The organism is Paraburkholderia hiiakae (assembly GCF_904848665.1).
Lineage (GTDB): Bacteria > Pseudomonadota > Gammaproteobacteria > Burkholderiales > Burkholderiaceae > Paraburkholderia > Paraburkholderia hiiakae.
The window spans coordinates 479,590-495,374 of the sequence record NZ_CAJHCQ010000002.1 but is presented as its reverse complement, the minus strand read 5'-3'; the positions used below and the strand labels follow the sequence as shown (position 1 = coordinate 495,374).

At 60.1% G+C, this 15,785-nt stretch carries 15 protein-coding genes; 7 read left to right on the top strand and 8 right to left on the bottom strand.

What is annotated here, in order from left to right; translation table 11 throughout:
- Positions 1–2: 2 nt before the first annotated feature.
- Complete coding sequence (locus JMY28_RS06165) at positions 3–2,135, bottom strand: type I secretion system permease/ATPase (protein WP_201694996.1); 2,133 nt, start codon at positions 2,133–2,135, stop codon at positions 3–5.
- 881 nt (positions 2,136–3,016) lie between these two features.
- Entirely contained in the window at positions 3,017–3,643 is a 627-nt protein-coding gene (locus tag JMY28_RS06160; protein ID WP_201694995.1) for a TetR/AcrR family transcriptional regulator, read from the bottom strand.
- A gap of 123 nt (positions 3,644–3,766) precedes the next feature.
- On the opposite strand from JMY28_RS06160, the gene JMY28_RS06155 reads away from it, so the two are divergent.
- On the top strand, positions 3,767–4,270 hold the full coding sequence (locus tag JMY28_RS06155; protein WP_201694994.1) for a DinB family protein: 504 nt from the start codon (positions 3,767–3,769) through the stop codon (positions 4,268–4,270).
- 342 nt (positions 4,271–4,612) lie between these two features.
- Positions 4,613–5,320 (top strand): dihydrofolate reductase family protein, encoded by a 708-nt coding sequence (locus tag JMY28_RS06150; RefSeq protein WP_201694993.1) that lies wholly within the window; start codon positions 4,613–4,615, stop codon positions 5,318–5,320.
- Between the two features lie 139 nt (positions 5,321–5,459).
- On the opposite strand, the gene JMY28_RS06145 is transcribed toward JMY28_RS06150, so the two are convergent.
- Complete coding sequence (locus tag JMY28_RS06145) at positions 5,460–5,942, bottom strand: Lrp/AsnC family transcriptional regulator (RefSeq protein WP_201694992.1); 483 nt, start codon at positions 5,940–5,942, stop codon at positions 5,460–5,462.
- A 230-nt stretch (positions 5,943–6,172) separates the two neighbouring features.
- Here JMY28_RS06145 and JMY28_RS06140 point away from each other — a divergent pair, with 230 nt between their 5' ends.
- The 4 genes from JMY28_RS06140 (at position 6,173) to JMY28_RS06125 (ending at position 10,156) form a co-directional block, all read left to right on the top strand.
- Positions 6,173–6,949, top strand: coding sequence for an SDR family oxidoreductase (locus tag JMY28_RS06140; RefSeq protein ID WP_201694991.1), 777 nt, complete (start codon positions 6,173–6,175; stop codon positions 6,947–6,949).
- 48 nt (positions 6,950–6,997) lie between these two features.
- On the top strand, positions 6,998–7,789 hold the full coding sequence (locus JMY28_RS06135) for a 2-keto-4-pentenoate hydratase (RefSeq protein WP_201694990.1): 792 nt from the start codon (positions 6,998–7,000) through the stop codon (positions 7,787–7,789).
- A gap of 103 nt (positions 7,790–7,892) precedes the next feature.
- Positions 7,893–9,029 carry a branched-chain amino acid ABC transporter substrate-binding protein gene (locus tag JMY28_RS06130; RefSeq protein ID WP_201694989.1) on the top strand — a complete coding sequence of 379 codons (1,137 nt, stop codon included), beginning with the start codon at positions 7,893–7,895 and terminating at the stop codon, positions 9,027–9,029.
- A gap of 179 nt (positions 9,030–9,208) precedes the next feature.
- Entirely contained in the window at positions 9,209–10,156 is a 948-nt protein-coding gene (locus JMY28_RS06125; RefSeq protein WP_201695207.1) for a LysR family transcriptional regulator, read from the top strand.
- Here the strand turns inward: JMY28_RS06125 and JMY28_RS06120 are convergent.
- Genes JMY28_RS06120 through JMY28_RS06110 form a run of 3 tightly spaced genes read right to left on the bottom strand, consistent with a single transcriptional unit; the run spans position 10,141 to position 12,263 of the window.
- Positions 10,141–11,562: a M20 family metallopeptidase gene (locus JMY28_RS06120; RefSeq protein ID WP_201694988.1), complete on the bottom strand. Its 1,422-nt coding sequence runs from the start codon at positions 11,560–11,562 to the stop codon at positions 10,141–10,143. The genes JMY28_RS06125 and JMY28_RS06120 overlap by 16 nt on opposite strands.
- Before the next feature lie 20 nt (positions 11,563–11,582).
- Positions 11,583–12,065 (bottom strand): Lrp/AsnC family transcriptional regulator, encoded by a 483-nt coding sequence (locus JMY28_RS06115; protein WP_201694987.1) that lies wholly within the window; start codon positions 12,063–12,065, stop codon positions 11,583–11,585.
- Positions 12,066–12,092: 27 nt separating this feature from the next.
- Positions 12,093–12,263, bottom strand: a complete 171-nt coding sequence (locus JMY28_RS06110; protein ID WP_201694986.1) for a hypothetical protein — start codon at positions 12,261–12,263, stop codon at positions 12,093–12,095.
- On the opposite strand from JMY28_RS06110, the gene JMY28_RS06105 reads away from it, so the two are divergent.
- Positions 12,262–13,455 (top strand): pyridoxal phosphate-dependent aminotransferase, encoded by a 1,194-nt coding sequence (locus tag JMY28_RS06105; RefSeq protein WP_201694985.1) that lies wholly within the window; start codon positions 12,262–12,264, stop codon positions 13,453–13,455. The genes JMY28_RS06110 and JMY28_RS06105 overlap by 2 nt on opposite strands.
- Positions 13,456–13,490: 35 nt before the next feature.
- On the opposite strand, the gene JMY28_RS06100 is transcribed toward JMY28_RS06105, so the two are convergent.
- Positions 13,491–14,324 (bottom strand): amidohydrolase family protein, encoded by an 834-nt coding sequence (locus JMY28_RS06100; protein ID WP_201694984.1) that lies wholly within the window; start codon positions 14,322–14,324, stop codon positions 13,491–13,493.
- Positions 14,325–14,355: 31 nt separating this feature from the next.
- Positions 14,356–15,651, bottom strand: coding sequence for an MFS transporter (locus JMY28_RS06095; protein ID WP_201694983.1), 1,296 nt, complete (start codon positions 15,649–15,651; stop codon positions 14,356–14,358).
- Positions 15,652–15,785: the final 134 nt, after the last annotated feature.

Sequence of the window (15,785 nt, the reverse complement as noted above, 5' to 3'; positions counted from 1 at the left end):
GTTCAGGCATCCTGAATGGATACGAGGTGCGCGTAGTAGCCGCCGTGATTGAGCAGGCTTTCGTGATCGCCATGTTCGATGATCTTGCCGTGATCCATCGCGAAAATGCGGTTCGCGTGACGCACGGCGGAGAGCCGGTGCGCGATGATGATGACCGTACGGTTCGCGCAGATCGACTTCATGTTCTCGCGAATGATGCGTTCGGTCTCGAAGTCGAGTGCGCTCGTGGCTTCGTCGAAGATCAGGATGCGCGGATTCGTGAGCAGCGCGCGCGCAATCGCGAGGCGCTGGCGCTGGCCGCCCGAGAGGTTGCTGCCGTGCTCGCCGACCACCGTGTCGTAGCCTTCGGGCAATTCGCAGATGAAGCCGTGCGCGCCCGCGAGCTTCGCAGCCTGGATCACGGCCTCGGTGGGTGCGCCCGGATCGGTCAGCGCGATGTTCTCGCGCACGGAGCGGTTGAACAGCAGGTTCTCCTGCAGTACCACGCCAATCTGCCGGCGCAGCCAAGCGGGATCGGCGAGCGCGAGATCCTGGCCGTCGATGCGCACCGCGCCTTGCTCGGGAATGTAGAGCCGTTGCAGCAGTTTCGTAAGCGTGCTCTTGCCCGAGCCCGAACGTCCGACGATGCCGATCACCTGGCCCGCGCGAATGTTGAGCGTAACGCCTTCGAGCACCGCGGGACCATCCGGGCGATAGCGGAAGCGGATGTTCTCGAACTGCACGTCGCCGCGAATGGGCGGCAGCGCCTGGCGCGTCTGCGGAATCTCAGTGCGCGTGTTGAGGATGTCGCCTAGACGCTGCATGGAAATGCCCGTCTGCTGGAAGTCCTGCCACAGTTGCGCGAGGCGCAGCACGGGCGTGCTCACGCGCTGCGACATCATATTGAACGCGACGAGTTCGCCCACGCTGAGCCGCCCGTCGATCACGAGCCGCGCGCCGATGAACAGCGTGCCCAACGTGACGAGCTTGCCAACAAGCTGGATCAGTTGCTGCCCCACATTGCCGAGCTGGTTCACGCGAAAACCTGCACTCACGTAGGCCGCGAGCTGCGTTTCCCATCGGCGGATAAATTGGGGCTCGACGGCCATCGCCTTGACCGTTTCCACGCCCGACACCGACTCGACGAGAAACGACTGGCTGTCCGCGCCGCGCGCGAACTTCTCGTTCAGACGTGCACGAAACGCGGGCACGAGCAGCGCGGAGACAATGCCATACACCGGCAGCGACCCCACCACGAGCAGCGTGAGCCAACCGCTATAAATACACATCACGCCGATAAACACGAACGAAAACGCAATGTCGATAACGGCGGTCAGCGCCTGGCCCGTGAGGAAATTTCGGATGTTCTCGAGTTCGCGCACGCGCGCGACCGTGTCGCCCACGCGGCGCGCGCCGAAATAATTCAGCGGCAGCGCGATGAGATGGCGAAACAGGCGCGCGCCGAGTTCGACGTCGATGCGGTTCGTGGTGTGCGCGAACACATAGTTGCGCAGGCCCGTGAGCAATACTTCGAATACCGAGGCAATCAGCAAGGCGACGCAAACGACGTTGAGCGTTGAATAGGTGCGATTGACGAGCACCTTGTCCATCACGACCTGAAACATCAAAGGCGAAACGAGGCCGAAGAGTTGCAGCACAAGCGACACGCCCAGCGTTTCGAGCAACAGCCGGCGGTAGCGCACGATCGCGGGAATGAACCACGAAAAGTCGAAGCGCGCGAGTTCGCCCGCAAGCGAGGCACGCGATGCGAACAGCAGCATCTGGCCCGCGCCACGCTCGATAATCTCGTCGAGCGGCTTGATGACGGGCGCGGGCGCGCCGGCTTCAAGAATTAGTGCGGTCTTACCGTCGGTCTTGGCGAGGATGAAGTGCTTGCCGTCGCGGTCGAGCACGAGCGCGGGTAGAGGCGTGGTTTGCAGCTTCTCCTGGCGCAGTGGCACCGCGCGCGCCTTGAGGCCAATAGTGCGCGCCGCGAGTACGAGATCCTTGTCGGTGAACAGCTTCGTGGTGACAGCTGCTGCGTGTTTCAGTTGCGCGGCATCGGCGGCAATGTTATGAAATCGCGCGATGGTGACGAGAGCGATCAAGCCAGCATCTTGCACCTTACGTATTTCGCTATCCTGATTATTATTCATTCAGCTATCAAACAAACACATAACAAAATCAAATAGTCACGCCAGGTTGCCGGCAAGTACACGACTCGCGCACAGGACGGAGCGATCGACGACCGTTGGCAGAACAACAGCAGAGTCCCTACTCACCTGTACCTGAAACACAGGTGTCGCTTAAGCCATTGCCAAACAGCGCCGCGAGAATAATCGATCCCTAATTTATTTAAAAGCCGGATCTGACGGAGAAAAGCAGAAAAATCTTGTTGCTTTGCTGCAGACTCGATATAGATCAAGACTGCCTGGACGTCGAAAGCCCTCCGCAAGATGTTTCTGTCGGAGGTAGTCCGACTGCATCGTGCGAAATGTGTATCGATAGTGGCTGTGGCGGCAATTCGAATTAAGCAGGCGCCGGGTGCGGCCGCCAGATAGGCACGAGAATGACGAGGCCAGCCGCAATCAATCGTCCCGCATCGTCAGCAGTGCATTTGCTGGCCCGTCACACCGCCTGACGGTGCCGCATCCGGCACCACCGAAGATCCCGGCCTATCAATCGCCGTAGCCGCGAAACCTCCAGCCGCATTGGGGCACTCCGCGGTTTCCTCCGTCGGGCTTATTCGACTCCTGCCGACAGCGCGGAGGCATGCACATTCCTGCGGCCGATGGCAGGCATCGAATAAACCTAAACGTCTACGGAAGTTCAGAGTTGCGGCGCCTCCGAAACTCAAATGGTCGACCTCCTACTTCCCGGTTCAGCCACTTTCGGTCATTCGCGGCGCGGACTCGGTTCCTCCGAACCGGCCGTTCGCGACGGAGCCGCTACGCTCGACCGCGGCGAGGCAACGGGGCGCTGTGTACGATTCCCGGCCCCCGCCTCCGTACCGCTAGTGGCGCAGTGCGACAGGTCCTCATCTCTTCAGATATCCGGTCACGAGGCGCGCCGCTTCCTCGACGAGCGCCTCCATCGTTTCATCCGAAAGCATCCTGGAATAGTGCAGCACAGCGTTGTGCGTCAACGCCTCTATGGCCGTCACGCATACAAACGATGCGAGTCCCAGGTCGTCGATACGCAGTTCGTCGCGGTGCATCTCCAGATAAGTGCTGAACAGGGCAAAGTTCTCACGGTTGAACGTTTCCAGCTTCTCGAGCTTGCCCACGCGCGGAATCTGCTCCGCGAGTACGCGATGTAGCTTGGGATCGACACGGTGAGCCTTAACCGCGACCGTGACGAGTTTGTGCACCGCCTTCTCGACCGATTCCGTCAAAACCCCGGCCAACTCGCGCCGGACCATCTGCATGATCTCCTGCTGGTGGCGCTCGATGACGGCGGCAACGAGTGCCTCCTTGCTGGGGAAATATTGGTAGAGCGAACCAACGCTCACTCCCGCCACCGCTGCGATGCGGTTGGTGCTCGCCTTGTCGAAGCCTTCCTTGACGAGAATGCGAGCAGTCGCTTCAACCAGCGCGTCGACCGTCGCGCGAGATCGCCGCTGAGTGGCGATCTTCCTGGGTTTTATGAGCGGTCTGCGTGCCATTTTTCCACGCCGTCAACGCGAGTATAAAAAGCGAATGATAGCTCGTACATTACGCCACATGGCAATGCAAGGCAGTACCTTGCGCAACGTGCGCGACGCGCAAAACTCTTGGGAAGTCACGACATGCACGACACCTTGCAACATCTGTTTCGATACAAGGCCTGGGCGAATGACGAACTGCTGACCGCGCTGGCCAGGCTTGGGGCTTGGCGTCGACTCACCCTTACCCGACTGGCCATCAAGGCCCTGAGCCATAGCTATGTCGTCGACCGGATCTTCGCCGCGCATCTGCAGCGAAAGGCTCATCCCTATACGTCGGCCAACCTGAGCGAGTTGCCAACGCTGGACGATCTGGCTGCAGACATCAGGAGGTCCGATCAGGAATACATCAAGTACGTGTGTGGACTCGATCGCGACGCCCTGGCGGAACGGATCGATTTCGTGTTCACCGATGGTGCGCCGGGTCGCATGTCCCGGGAGGAAATGCTCATGCACGTCATCAACCACGGCACCGGCCACCGCGGCCAGGTCAGCGCCCTTATGCTGCTCAACGCCGTTTCACCGGCGAGAGATGGCTTCACGACCTGGTTGCATGAAGCGGAGGCGTCGATGAGAGGGCGAGGATGACGCGTGGGCGGGCACCCAGTCGCGACAATTATGTGACCCGGCAAATCTGGTGTTAGGGCTTCGGGGGCGCGCCACTACCGTTGACATGGATGAGCCAGCGATTCAGTTTTCGACCGCTCACATCGGAGGATCAGCTAGCGGGTTGATATCACCCCAATACGTTCGGATGGGCGCGGTGGACAAGGAAGCTGTTGTCAGGACATTCCGCGCAAGACTGGCAATGTCTCCCACTGAAGCGGTGCTTTTGCGTGCCCACCCGGCATGCGCCAGGCACGGGAATTGCAATTCGAATGACTCAGTTTGATTCCCCGGAAACCGTTGCGAGAGAACCAGGAGCCAGCCATGCGCCCCCGAATCATCTGCCACATGATGTCCTCGATCGACGGCAAACTTCATCCGAGCCGCTATTCGATGCCGCACGGTTTCGACCGGCGCCATTTCGTGACGCAATACGAAAACGTAGCGGCAAGTCTCGGTGGCGAGGGCTGGCTCGTCGGCCGCGTGACGATGGCCGAAATCGTGAAAGACGAGCGTGGCGCGTCGATCGCAACAGGCGATATCGGCGCGCGCAGCGCATGGCTCAATCCCGATCGCAAACCCACCTTCGCGGTCGGGCTCGACCCCGATGGCAAGCTTCATTACGCGCGCCCCACCGTGGGTGACGATCAAATTGCCGCGGTACTTGGCGAGCACGTATCGGACGCCTACCTCGCCGAGTTGCGGCAAAGCGGCGTGTCGTACGTGTTCGCGGGAAAAGATGGACATGACCTGGAAGCCGGTGTCGACGCACTGGGCGAAACGCTGGGTATCAAGACACTGCTTCTCGAAGGGGGCGCCGGCATCAACGCGGCTTTTCTAAAGGCAGGCCTGATCGACGAATTGAGTGTGTTGATTTGTCCGGGGATCGACGGCGTGCGCGGCATCCAGACGATCTTTGAAGGCCCCGAAGCGGGGAATCCCGGCTACGGTCGATCGCTCGCATTCAAATCGGTTGAGACGCTCGACGGCGGCAGTGTATGGGTGCGTTATAACGTCGAATCCGCAGCCTGACCGCACGTGTCGTCAAAAAAGATTCGGCCTGCGGTCGGTCACTCATTCGCTTTGCGGCTGGGAAGGACAGCTGCCGTGGCCCATGCCTCATGATGTATTTCCCAATGAACCCGATACCTGGCGTATTCGACTCACCCTCCTACGTCAGGTCAACGAGTGCCTGTCTCCGCGATTTGACTTCCTTCAGGACAAAGGCGGAATAGACCTCCTTGACATTCGGCAGCGCGCCAATCTGATGGCGTGCAAATTCGCCGAATTCGTCGAGCGTGCGTGCGACCACGGTGAGCTGGTGGTCATATCGGCCCGAAATGCAACTGCAGGCAATGATCTGCGGACTCGTGATCACGGCATCTTCGAATGCCTTGACATGCTTCTCATCTTTTTTGTCGAGCGATACGTAGACATACGCCGTCACGTGGAAGCCCAACTTCTTCATATCCACGTCAGCGTGATACCCGCAAATGATCCCCTCCTGCTCGAGACGCTTGACCCGCCGCCAGCACGGCGATGTCGTCAGGTCGACGCGATCGGCTAATTCGGCGCTCGACAGCCGCGCGTCGAGCTGCAGCGCTTTCAGAATCTGCAGGTCGATTCGATCCACCTCATGCTCTGCATTGTTCATTTCAAATTTTTCCTGCTAGCGAAACATTCATTTTAACCAAAACAGCTTTTTCGGCAATTTCCGCCAAACAATTTCTGTCCATGACGCGTATAGTTTGCTTACAAAAAACCATCGAGTGATGTCAAAACACGCCCGCTGCCACGCCCACACGACGAGCAGCATCGATCTGCACAGTGAATGTCTGGCACGTCGATCGGGTCGATGATCGGGTTTACTCAGGAGAGCGTTGCATGGATCTTGGCTTGAAAAATCAGCACGCAGTCGTCTGCGGAGCGAGTAAAGGACTCGGTTACGCCTGCGCCGAAGCGCTCGCGCGTGAGGGTGCGCGGGTCACCCTGATTGCGCGCAACGAGACGGAGCTGGTCGCCGCCGGCAAGCAGCTGCGCGAATGCAGCGGGGCTCAGGTGGAGGTGGTTGCCGCAGATGTTTCGACCGAAGCGGGTCGGGCGTTGATCGTCGGGCAGACAGAAAATGTCGACATCCTTATCAATAACGCTGGTGGCCCGCCACCGGGTCAGTATGTCGACTGGTCGCACGAGGACTGGATCGCGGCGCTGGAAGCCAACATGCTCAGTGGAATTTTTCTGATCAAGGCGTTTCTGCCAGCCATGCTGGAACAGCGCCATGGCCGCATCGTCAATATCACCTCGGTCACGGTCAAACAGCCGCAGGCCCTGCTGGGACTTTCGACGGCGGCGCGCCTTGGCCTGACCGGGTATGTGGCGACCGTGGCGCGCGAGGTGATCGCACGCGGCGTCACCATCAACAATCTCCTGCCAGGCTACTTCCTGACGGACCGACTCCGCTCGATGTTCGAGAGCTGGGACAGTCAGGCTGGAGAAAATGCGTCTGTCTCCGAGCAAAAGCGCCTCACCATTCCCGCGCAGCGTTTCGGCAGTCCGTCCGAGTTTGGCGACGTGTGTGCGTTTCTTTGCAGCAGGAGCGCGGGCTATATGACCGCGCAGAACATCCTGCTCGATGGCGGCCTGTATCCCGGCACGTTCTAGCATCGGGCCCGAATCGCATTTAACCTGATCGATGATCTCGACATCTCCATGAATTTGACGAAACAGCAACTCGCACAAGCGCTCTTTGAGCAACATACGACGCGCGCGCACTTCAGCACGCTTCGGTCGGCAGGCAAGGTACTCGACACCGCAGCGGCTTACGACGTGCAGGACGAATTGGTGGCCCTGCTCCGAAAGGCACGAAATGCCGACGTCGCCGGTTACAAGATCGGGCTCACTTCTACCGCCATGCAAACAATGTGCGGCATAGACAAACCAGTCTTCGGGCGCATCCTGAGTGACCAGGTTTATCGGAGCGGAACGCGTGTCGATCTGAAGCGATACGTCCACCTGGGTCTGGAATTCGAAATCGCAGTCAAGCTCGGCAGCGATATCGTGCCCAACGGCACGCCCTTGTCGACGGCGGATATCGCAGCATGCACCGCGGCGATCTGCCCCGCACTCGAATTGGTGGACGACCGCCATGCTGAATACAGCACACTCGATGCCGGCTCGCTGATCGCCGACAACGCCTGGAATGCGGGCGTGGTGTTGGCAGACTGGCAACCGCTGCCTGGCGAATTTTCCGTTCGACAGGGGCGCGTGTTCTCGCAAGACCCGCAGACAGAGACCGGCGCCGTCGATTATCGGCACGTGCTCGCGTCCGTCGCATGGCTGGCCGAGGAGCTTGCGTCCAGAGGATCGCATCTCCGTGCGGGTGAGATCGTCATGACCGGAAGCGTGGTGCGCACCCGCTTTCCTGTCGAAGGTGAAGTCTGGCACTACGAAGTGGACGGCTTGGGAACAAACGGCGTGAACTGCGCGCAAGAAGGGACGTGAGAAGTCTGCGTGCTCCACGCATGATTCATAAGGACCGCGCTCGACGTTCCATTACCGGTTATTCGCCGCTTTTCATCGATTAAGGTTCGAAGGAGGAGACACAATGAAACTGAATCAATTGGCCGTCGTGACAGCCTTGTGCTTTGCGGCAGCAAGCACGTCGGCTTTTGCCCAGTCCACCATCAGGATCGGGGTAGTGGGCCCGTTGACCGGGTCGGGTGCCAGTTATGGCAAGGACATGGAAAACGGCGTCAGGATCGCCATCGAGGAAGCCAACGCCCAAAAGATCACGCTTGGCGGCAAGGTCGTGCAATTCGCTCCCGAATACATGGATGACCAGGGCGACCCGCGCACAGGCGTGCAGGTCGCGCAACGACTGGTCGACGAGGGCGTGAGCGCCGTGATCGGACATGTGAATTCCGGTACGACCATCCCGGCATCGAAAATCTATGCCAGTGCCGGCATTCCAATGATTACCCCTGCTGCTTCGAATACGATGATCACGAAGCAAGGCTTCAATACGGTTTTCAGCGTCGTGCCGACCGATGCACAAACCGCCGGCAGTGCCGGCACGTATGCCGTTACCAACCTCAAGGCCAGGCGGATCGCGATCATGGACGATCAGACGGCCTTTGGTCAGGGCGCCGCCCAGGAGTTTCGCAAGGCAGTGCTCGCCGCGCACGGCACCATTGTCGACCAGCAGTACACGAGCGATAAATCCATGGACTTCAGTGCGCAGCTAACGCACATCAAGAGTGTCAATGCAGATCTCTTGTTCTTTTCTGGACTGGGTCCGCAGATCGCAGGCATCGCGAAGAAGATGAAGCTGCTCGGCATGACGACTCGGTTGATGGGTGGCGGTGGCACCGTTTCCGAGGATTTCATCCAGATCGCAGGTGCCAGCGCCGAGGGCGTCGAAGGCCTCGACTATGGGCTGCCTGTCTCAAGGATGCCGCGCGGACCGGAGTTCGAGAACAAGTACAAGAAGACTTTCAACTCGAACATGCAGGTCTATGCGCCCCTGGGATACGACGCGACCTGGGTGGTGATCAAGGCGATGCAGGAAGCCAACTCATCGAATCCGTCCGACTATCTGCCGAAACTGCGCACGCTCAGCTACGCGGGCGTGTCCGGCCCGATCGAGTTCGACAAGACGGGGGCCTTGAAGGCTGCGGCTACGACCATCTATCAGGTTCGCGGTGGCAAATGGGAAGTACAGGAGACAGTCGTGTCCAGGTGAAGGCTGCCGGGTGATTGACACCCAGGCCAAGAAGCGTGGTGAGGAGGCGTTCGTGCTAGCCTCATCGCGCGATCTGATTGCCGCCGATCCGAAGGTTGAATCGCGAAGCCGCAACGGATAGCTTCAAACCCTGTGATGTTCTTCTGGCAACACAACCTGCTCGCCAAACCTCTCCGTCCATGGCGCATATCCTTCATTCAACCGCGTTGCGCTACTTCGTCGAAGTGGCGAATAGCGGGTCGATCGCCGAAGCCTCCGTACGGCTGCATGTTGCTACGTCGGCCATTAGCCGTCAGATTGCCAAACTCGAATATGAGGTCAATGCCCAGCTGTTCGATCGTCAGTCGCGTGGAATGACTTTGAGTAGCGCCGGCGAGGCGCTCCTTGGCTACGCGCGCAGAAGTTTGCTCGAAGCAGAACAGATCGTGCACGACATCGACAGTGCGCAGAATTCGCTTGCCAGTGTCGTGAAGCTCGCGTGCTCCGAAGGCTTTGCAACTGACTTCCTGCCTTCCCTGATTCATCTGTTCAGGCAGATCAATCCGCGCGTGCACTTCGAATTGGCGGTCACCCGCCCCGCCGACGCAACCCAGCTTGTGCGTACCGGCGACGCGGATCTCGCGCTCACTTTCAGCCTCACGGTTCAGACCGGCGTCCACATCATGCATGCTTGCCGCGCACCCGTGTTTGCGCTGATGCGTAGCGATCATCCGCTGGCAAAGCGCCGGCAACTGTCACTCGCGGAAATCGCCGAACACGAACTCCTGTTGTCCGAGCCTGGAACAACGATTCGCACGCTGATCGATGTCGCGGCGGGTGCGGAGGGCATCGCACTCGCGCCGGTTTTTGTGACCAATAATAGCCAGGCGCTCTACCGGTACGCGCAACTGTCGGGCGCCATCACCTTCTCCGGCGCGCTAACGGTTCGAGGCAAGCAGCAAAACGACGCGCTCGTCGCGGTGCCGCTGGCGGGAAAAGTGCACCAACGCCGCGTCGAGGTCCAGACGATGACGGGACGCATACTGCCCGTCGCCGTTCGCGAGTTCGCCGACTTTCTGATTGCGGAACTCAAGCGCGTGCCGGGCATGGCACGCGAGACGCGTACACCGCGTCAGACGCGCGATTGACAGGCGGCAGGCCGCTTCGCTGTGCCAATCTCACCAAGATCCCAGAAGAGCCCCGCCATCAATTGCAACGCTTCGCGAGCGACCGTCCCGAGCATATGTTCGTTCGGCGCGTGTTGTGCACAGCCCGGATAGGAATGCGGAATCCAGATGGTCGGCAGACCGAGCACATCGGCGAAAGCGTCGTTCGGAATGGTGCCGCCCAGGTTAGGCAGGATGGCTACTTTCTTATCCGTTGTTTGCGCGATTGAGCGCACGGCCCAAGTCACCCACGGATGATCGGGCGCAAGGCGGGTCGCCGGTGCAACCAGAGTCACGCCGATTTCAACGTCGCGAAAACCGCACTGATCGAGATGCGCGCGAAGATGCGCTTCGAGGCGCGCGATATCGGTTCCCACGACGAAGCGGAGCTGGCAGAACGCGCGCGAAGTGGCCGGAATCGCGCCGACCGGATGCGCCGGATTGCCTGCCACCATCGCCAGCACCTCAAGCGTATTGCTGCCAAACACACGTTCGGCTGGGGTGAGCCCGGGCTCTCCCCATTCGGTATCGATGACCGGGTCGCCCTGATCCATACCGACTTCGAGTTCAGCAATGGCCGCAGCCACGGGTGCGTCGATCGCCGGGGCGCGCAGACCCTCGACCCGCAGCCGCCCTTTTTCGTCGACGATACTCGCCAGCGCGTGTGCAAGACGAACCGCAGGATTGCTCAGCAAACCGCCCCAGTTACCGGAGTGATAAGCCTTTGCACGCGCTGTCACGGACAATTCGAAGTTCGCCGCGCCACGGGAGCCGAGAAATATCGTCGGCCGTGCCGCTCCGATGCGCGGGCCGTCGGACGCAATCAACACGTCAGCGCGCAATTCATCCGTCAATGCCGCGCAGAGTTCGTTCAGTCCAGGTGACCCGACTTCCTCACCCATTTCCATCAGAACGGTCACGTTAAAGCCGAGCGGCTGCCCCGCTGCGACACGCGCGTCGATAACCGCGCCAAGTGCGCCGAGATTGACCGTATGCTGCCCTTTGTTGTCCGCACTGCCGCGCCCGTACCAATGGTCCTCCTCAATGGCGACCTGCCAGGGGCCCGCCCCTTGTGTCCACTGCTCCTCCTGGCCGCGCACCACATCGCCGTGGCCGTAGACCAGCACCGTCGGCAACGCCGGATTTTCAACGCGTCGCGCGACCAGGAAAGGCGGCCCATTTGCAACCGGATTGTCATGCAGGGCGTTGACAAAGCCTAGCTTGCGCAGCGCAGGTTCCATTTCGTCAGTCAGGTAGGCCCGCAGAGTCGATGCGCTTTCAGGATGCTGGCTTTGCGTGCGACAGCCGACGCGGCGCCCAAGGTCCTCGAGAAAACGCCCATCGTCGAAATAGCGTTCAGCAAACTCGATTGCGGTGTTACGGGTCATGCAGTCTCTCCAGTCAATGATCAGGCGATCTCGATCGCCGCGTGAGCCAGCGCCTTCACTTCCTTGAGGACGAGTGAAGTATGAATTTCCTGGACGTTCGGTAAGGTGCCAATCTTGAGTCGGATGAAATCGCCAAAGCTGTCGAGCGTTCTTGCGATCACCGTCAGCTGGTGATCGTAGCGACCGCTAATGCAGTGACAGGCGAGTATTTCGGGACTCGCTCTTACGGCATCTTCAAACGCACGAATGTGCGCCGCGTCCTTCTTTTCCAGTGCCACCTGCGCGAACGCCATGACGTGGTAGCCCAGCCGCCTCGGGTCGATATCTGCGTGATAGCCGCGGATCACGCCGGCTTCCTCGAGGCGCTTGACGCGCCGCCAGCACGGAGACGCGGTCAACGAAACGCGTTCGGCAAGTTCCTGGCTCGATAACCGCCCGTCGCTACGCAAGGCATTGAGAATCAGGCTGTCTGCCCGGTCAATCCTGACATCTGCTTCATTCATTTCACGTTTCCGTTTATCACGCTCTGTTCATTGCGCACGCATGCCATTTTTCCCTCGCACTTCGGCAAAATTCGCCTCGCTGCGGACGGTATCGTTAAGACCTCCTTCAACCCTAAGTCCATTGACGATGCCGTACATCAATCCCATCAAACAAGCCCTGCAGCCGTTCAACGCACACCGTTCCTGATACTCCGCCATGTCGACGACCTCATTCTTTTCTCTGCACGCGCGCAGTGCCGTGCAAGCACTCCGCTCCTCAAAAATCCGCGAAGTCGCGAATGCCGGCATGGGCCGCACCGACGTGTTGCCATTCTGGTTTGGCGAACCCGACGAGCCCACTCCCTCCGACGTGCGCGCAGTCGCCGCACAGCGACTCGCCGCGGGCGACACCTTCTACGTCCAGACCCTCGGTCTGCCGACGTTGCGCGAAGCCATCGCCGCGTACATCAGCAAACTGCATCGGCCGAACGCGCCGTTCGACGTCGACCAGGTCGCCGTCACGAGTTCCGGCACGACAGCACTGATGCTTGCGATGCAGGCAATCGTCAATCCAGGCGAGCGTGTCGTCGCAGTCACCCCGCTTTGGCCGAACCTCGTCGAGATGCCCAAAGTTCTCGGCGCCCATGTGGAAACCGTGTCGCTACGCTTTTCCGCAGACGGTTGGCAACTCGACCTCGATGCCCTGCTCGATGCGCTACGTCCCGGAACCCGTGCACTGCTCGTCAATTCGCCGAACAATCCGAGCGGCTGGGTCATGAGCACTCAAGCCCAGCGCGCCGTACTCGAGCATTGCCGCAAACACGGGATCTGGATCGTCACCGATGACGTCTACGAGCGCTACTACTACGACAACACGCAGTGCGCCCCCTCGTTCCTCGATCTGGCTGACGCAAGCGACCGCGTAATCAGCTGCAATTCATTCTCCAAGGCGTGGCTGATGACCGGCTGGCGCATCGGCTGGATCGTCGTGCCACCGCCGCTCCTGCAGGAAATCGGCAAGCTCATCGAATTCAGCACGACCTGCACGCCGGGCTTCCTGCAGAACGCCGCGCTTCATGCGCTCGAACACGGCGAGCCGGTAATCGCGCGCACCGTGGCCCGGCTCAAACAATCGCGCGACCTTCTCGCGGCGCGTTTGGTCGAAGTCCCTGGCGTCCAGCTTGCCGCGCCGTCACCCGGTGCGATGTACACGTTCTTTCGCGTCGATGGCGTAACGGACAGTCTCGCGTTCTGCAAGCAGCTGGTCTCTGACGCAGGGCTCGGACTTGCGCCGGGTGCCGCGTTCGGTCCAGAAGGCGAAGGCTTTCTCCGCTGGTGCTATGCGAGTACGCCGGAGCGCATCGAAGCGGGCGTGGACCGGTTGACCCGTTATCTCGACAAACGCCGCTGAACACATTAGCAACGCGACGGTTCGCCGCCGCGTTGTTAAACGATTCGATAGAACGTTTGCGCCGTGCCGCCAAAAACGCTCGCGTGCGCCGATTCGGGCACGAGCTGACGTGCAACCCGAAACCAGTCCGCGTAGCGGCCATTTCGTTCGAGAATCGGCCAGTCGCTCGCCCACATCAGCCGGGCCTCACCGAACGCCGTCATCAGCACGTCGACATAGGCGGCGAACGTCGCGGTCGTCCAGTTGGGCGCAGACCGCGTAGGCAACGCGGAGAGTTTGCAAAAGACATTCGGATGACGCGCCAGTTCGGTCATGCCAGCCTGCCACGCATTGAAATTCGCGTCGCCCGCTTGCCAGTCACGAACCTCGGGTTTCCCGCAATGATTAATCACGATCCGCAGTGACGGATGCCGCCCCACCAGTTCGATCAACGAGCGCAGATGACGCGGCTGAATCAGTGCATCGAAGCTCAAGTCTCGCTCCGTGAGCGCAACGAACGTTTCATTCAATTGCGTGCGCAACATCCAGTCGTCTTCGGGAATATCCTGAATCATCGGCCGCACGCCACGAAACCGTGGATGCCTGGACAACCGGTCGAGTTGCTCTGGCGTGTCCCTGTCCGCAAAATCCACCCACCCGACTACCGCACCGAGATACGGGTGCTTTTCCGAGAGCGACAACAGAAAGTCCGTCTCCGCCAGAGTCGGTGCCGCCTGTATCACGACAGCACGTTCGATTCCGTGCGCATCGAGTATTGGCTTGACATCCGACGGTTCGTAATCGCGGTAGAGAAAGCCGGTGTCGGGGGTGAGCCAGCCGTAGTCATTCCGAGCGATACGCCACAGATGGTGGTGCGCGTCAATCAGCATCAATGTCCTCAATATCTCAATCTGAATTCGGCTATTCGAGCGTCGCGTCACGCGTTTCGCTCAACAGTGCCATGCCGAGCAACCCCAATGCGCAGGCACCAATGATGTAGAAAGCCGGCGAAAGCGGGTTGCCGGTGACACGCAGCAACCAGGTCACGACGAATTGCGTGCTACCGCCGAATATCGTTGCCGCAATCGCATAGCTGATCGAGAGACCGGTGCTTCGCAGCGCCTTCGGAAAAGTCTCGGGGATGATGGTGATCACGGCCGCGGCGTGCGACCCAGTCAGCAACGCGAGCACCGCCGGCACGGCGAACAGCGTGGTGAGCGAATGCCAACTGTTAAGCACAACGAATGCAGGATACGCAACCAGCATCAGCAACGTGCACGGCACGATCATCACTACCTTGCGTCCGAACCTGTCCGCGAGAACGCCGCCTGTCAACGCAGCGACGACCATACATGCGCCAACCATCATGGTGACGGCAATGGACATCGTCATGGGAAAGTGCAGGAGCGTCAACGCATAACTGGTCATGTAGTTGTTGACATAGACCGTCACAGTGCTCGGAATAATGATCAACGTGGCAAGCGTCACGCACTTCAGATAGCGTCCCTGCATCGATGCGGTCGCGGCAGCGAAAGTCGATGCTGTTTCTGCGGGAGCGCCTGTCTCGTGCATATTACGGCGCAAGATCAGACCGACCGGAATCACCGCTAGTCCGAGCGCGAAGGGAATGCGCCAGCCCCACGCCTCCATGCGTTCGGCAGACAATGACGCGGAAGCCAGAACGCCGATTGTGCCCGCCGCGAGCACGGCCAGTCCTTGACTGACCACCTGCCAGCTTGCGTAACGCGCTCGCTTCCCTTCGGGCGCGCTTTCGACCAGAAAGGACGTGGTGGGGCCGGCCTCTCCGCCCCACGCGAAACCCTGGATGAGCCGGGCGAGCACGATCAGGCACGGCGCCGCCACACCGATTGATGCGTAAGGCGGGGCAAGCGCAATGATCGCCATCCCAACCGCCATCAGCGCTAGCGTCAGGAGCATGGCCGGCTTCCGACCCACCCGATCCGCATAGCGCCCAATGACAATACCCCCTAGCGGGCGAGCCAGAAAACCCACCCCAAATGCTGCGACCGAAAGCAATAAGGCGCCCAAGGGGCTATCGGAGGGAAAGAACGCTCTACCGATGATCGCGGCAAAGAACGCGTAGACCGTAAAGTCGTAAAACTCGAGCGCATTGCCGATAACGGCCGCGACCACGGCGCCTCGGGATGCTTCGTGTTTGTTGCTTGCGACCTCGCGACGCATCGTCACTGTTTGCATGAGAATCCTGTTGTCGTTTGACTCCCAGCCTGCGCAACGTGTCTCCAGAAACGGGACAGTGCAGGAGTTTGCCCGATTCTAGGAAGCCAATTCTCCTGTGACAATTGCCGAGTTTGGTTGGAAGCATTGCCAAA

What these genes read in the sequence shown, in the direction of transcription:
- JMY28_RS06165 (WP_201694996.1), bottom strand. Translation starts at nt 2,135, where the DNA reads ATGAATAATAATCAGGATAGCGAAATACGTAAGGTGCAAGATGCTGGC.
- JMY28_RS06160 (WP_201694995.1), bottom strand. Translation starts at nt 3,643, where the DNA reads ATGGCACGCAGACCGCTCATAAAACCCAGGAAGATCGCCACTCAGCGG.
- JMY28_RS06155 (WP_201694994.1), top strand. Translation starts at nt 3,767, where the DNA reads ATGCACGACACCTTGCAACATCTGTTTCGATACAAGGCCTGGGCGAAT.
- JMY28_RS06150 (WP_201694993.1), top strand. Translation starts at nt 4,613, where the DNA reads ATGCGCCCCCGAATCATCTGCCACATGATGTCCTCGATCGACGGCAAA.
- JMY28_RS06145 (WP_201694992.1), bottom strand. Translation starts at nt 5,942, where the DNA reads ATGAACAATGCAGAGCATGAGGTGGATCGAATCGACCTGCAGATTCTG.
- JMY28_RS06140 (WP_201694991.1), top strand. Translation starts at nt 6,173, where the DNA reads ATGGATCTTGGCTTGAAAAATCAGCACGCAGTCGTCTGCGGAGCGAGT.
- JMY28_RS06135 (WP_201694990.1), top strand. Translation starts at nt 6,998, where the DNA reads ATGAATTTGACGAAACAGCAACTCGCACAAGCGCTCTTTGAGCAACAT.
- JMY28_RS06130 (WP_201694989.1), top strand. Translation starts at nt 7,893, where the DNA reads ATGAAACTGAATCAATTGGCCGTCGTGACAGCCTTGTGCTTTGCGGCA.
- JMY28_RS06125 (WP_201695207.1), top strand. Translation starts at nt 9,209, where the DNA reads ATGGCGCATATCCTTCATTCAACCGCGTTGCGCTACTTCGTCGAAGTG.
- JMY28_RS06120 (WP_201694988.1), bottom strand. Translation starts at nt 11,562, where the DNA reads ATGACCCGTAACACCGCAATCGAGTTTGCTGAACGCTATTTCGACGAT.
- JMY28_RS06115 (WP_201694987.1), bottom strand. Translation starts at nt 12,065, where the DNA reads ATGAATGAAGCAGATGTCAGGATTGACCGGGCAGACAGCCTGATTCTC.
- JMY28_RS06105 (WP_201694985.1), top strand. Translation starts at nt 12,262, where the DNA reads ATGTCGACGACCTCATTCTTTTCTCTGCACGCGCGCAGTGCCGTGCAA.
- JMY28_RS06110 (WP_201694986.1), bottom strand. Translation starts at nt 12,263, where the DNA reads ATGGCGGAGTATCAGGAACGGTGTGCGTTGAACGGCTGCAGGGCTTGT.
- JMY28_RS06100 (WP_201694984.1), bottom strand. Translation starts at nt 14,324, where the DNA reads ATGCTGATTGACGCGCACCACCATCTGTGGCGTATCGCTCGGAATGAC.
- JMY28_RS06095 (WP_201694983.1), bottom strand. Translation starts at nt 15,651, where the DNA reads ATGCAAACAGTGACGATGCGTCGCGAGGTCGCAAGCAACAAACACGAA.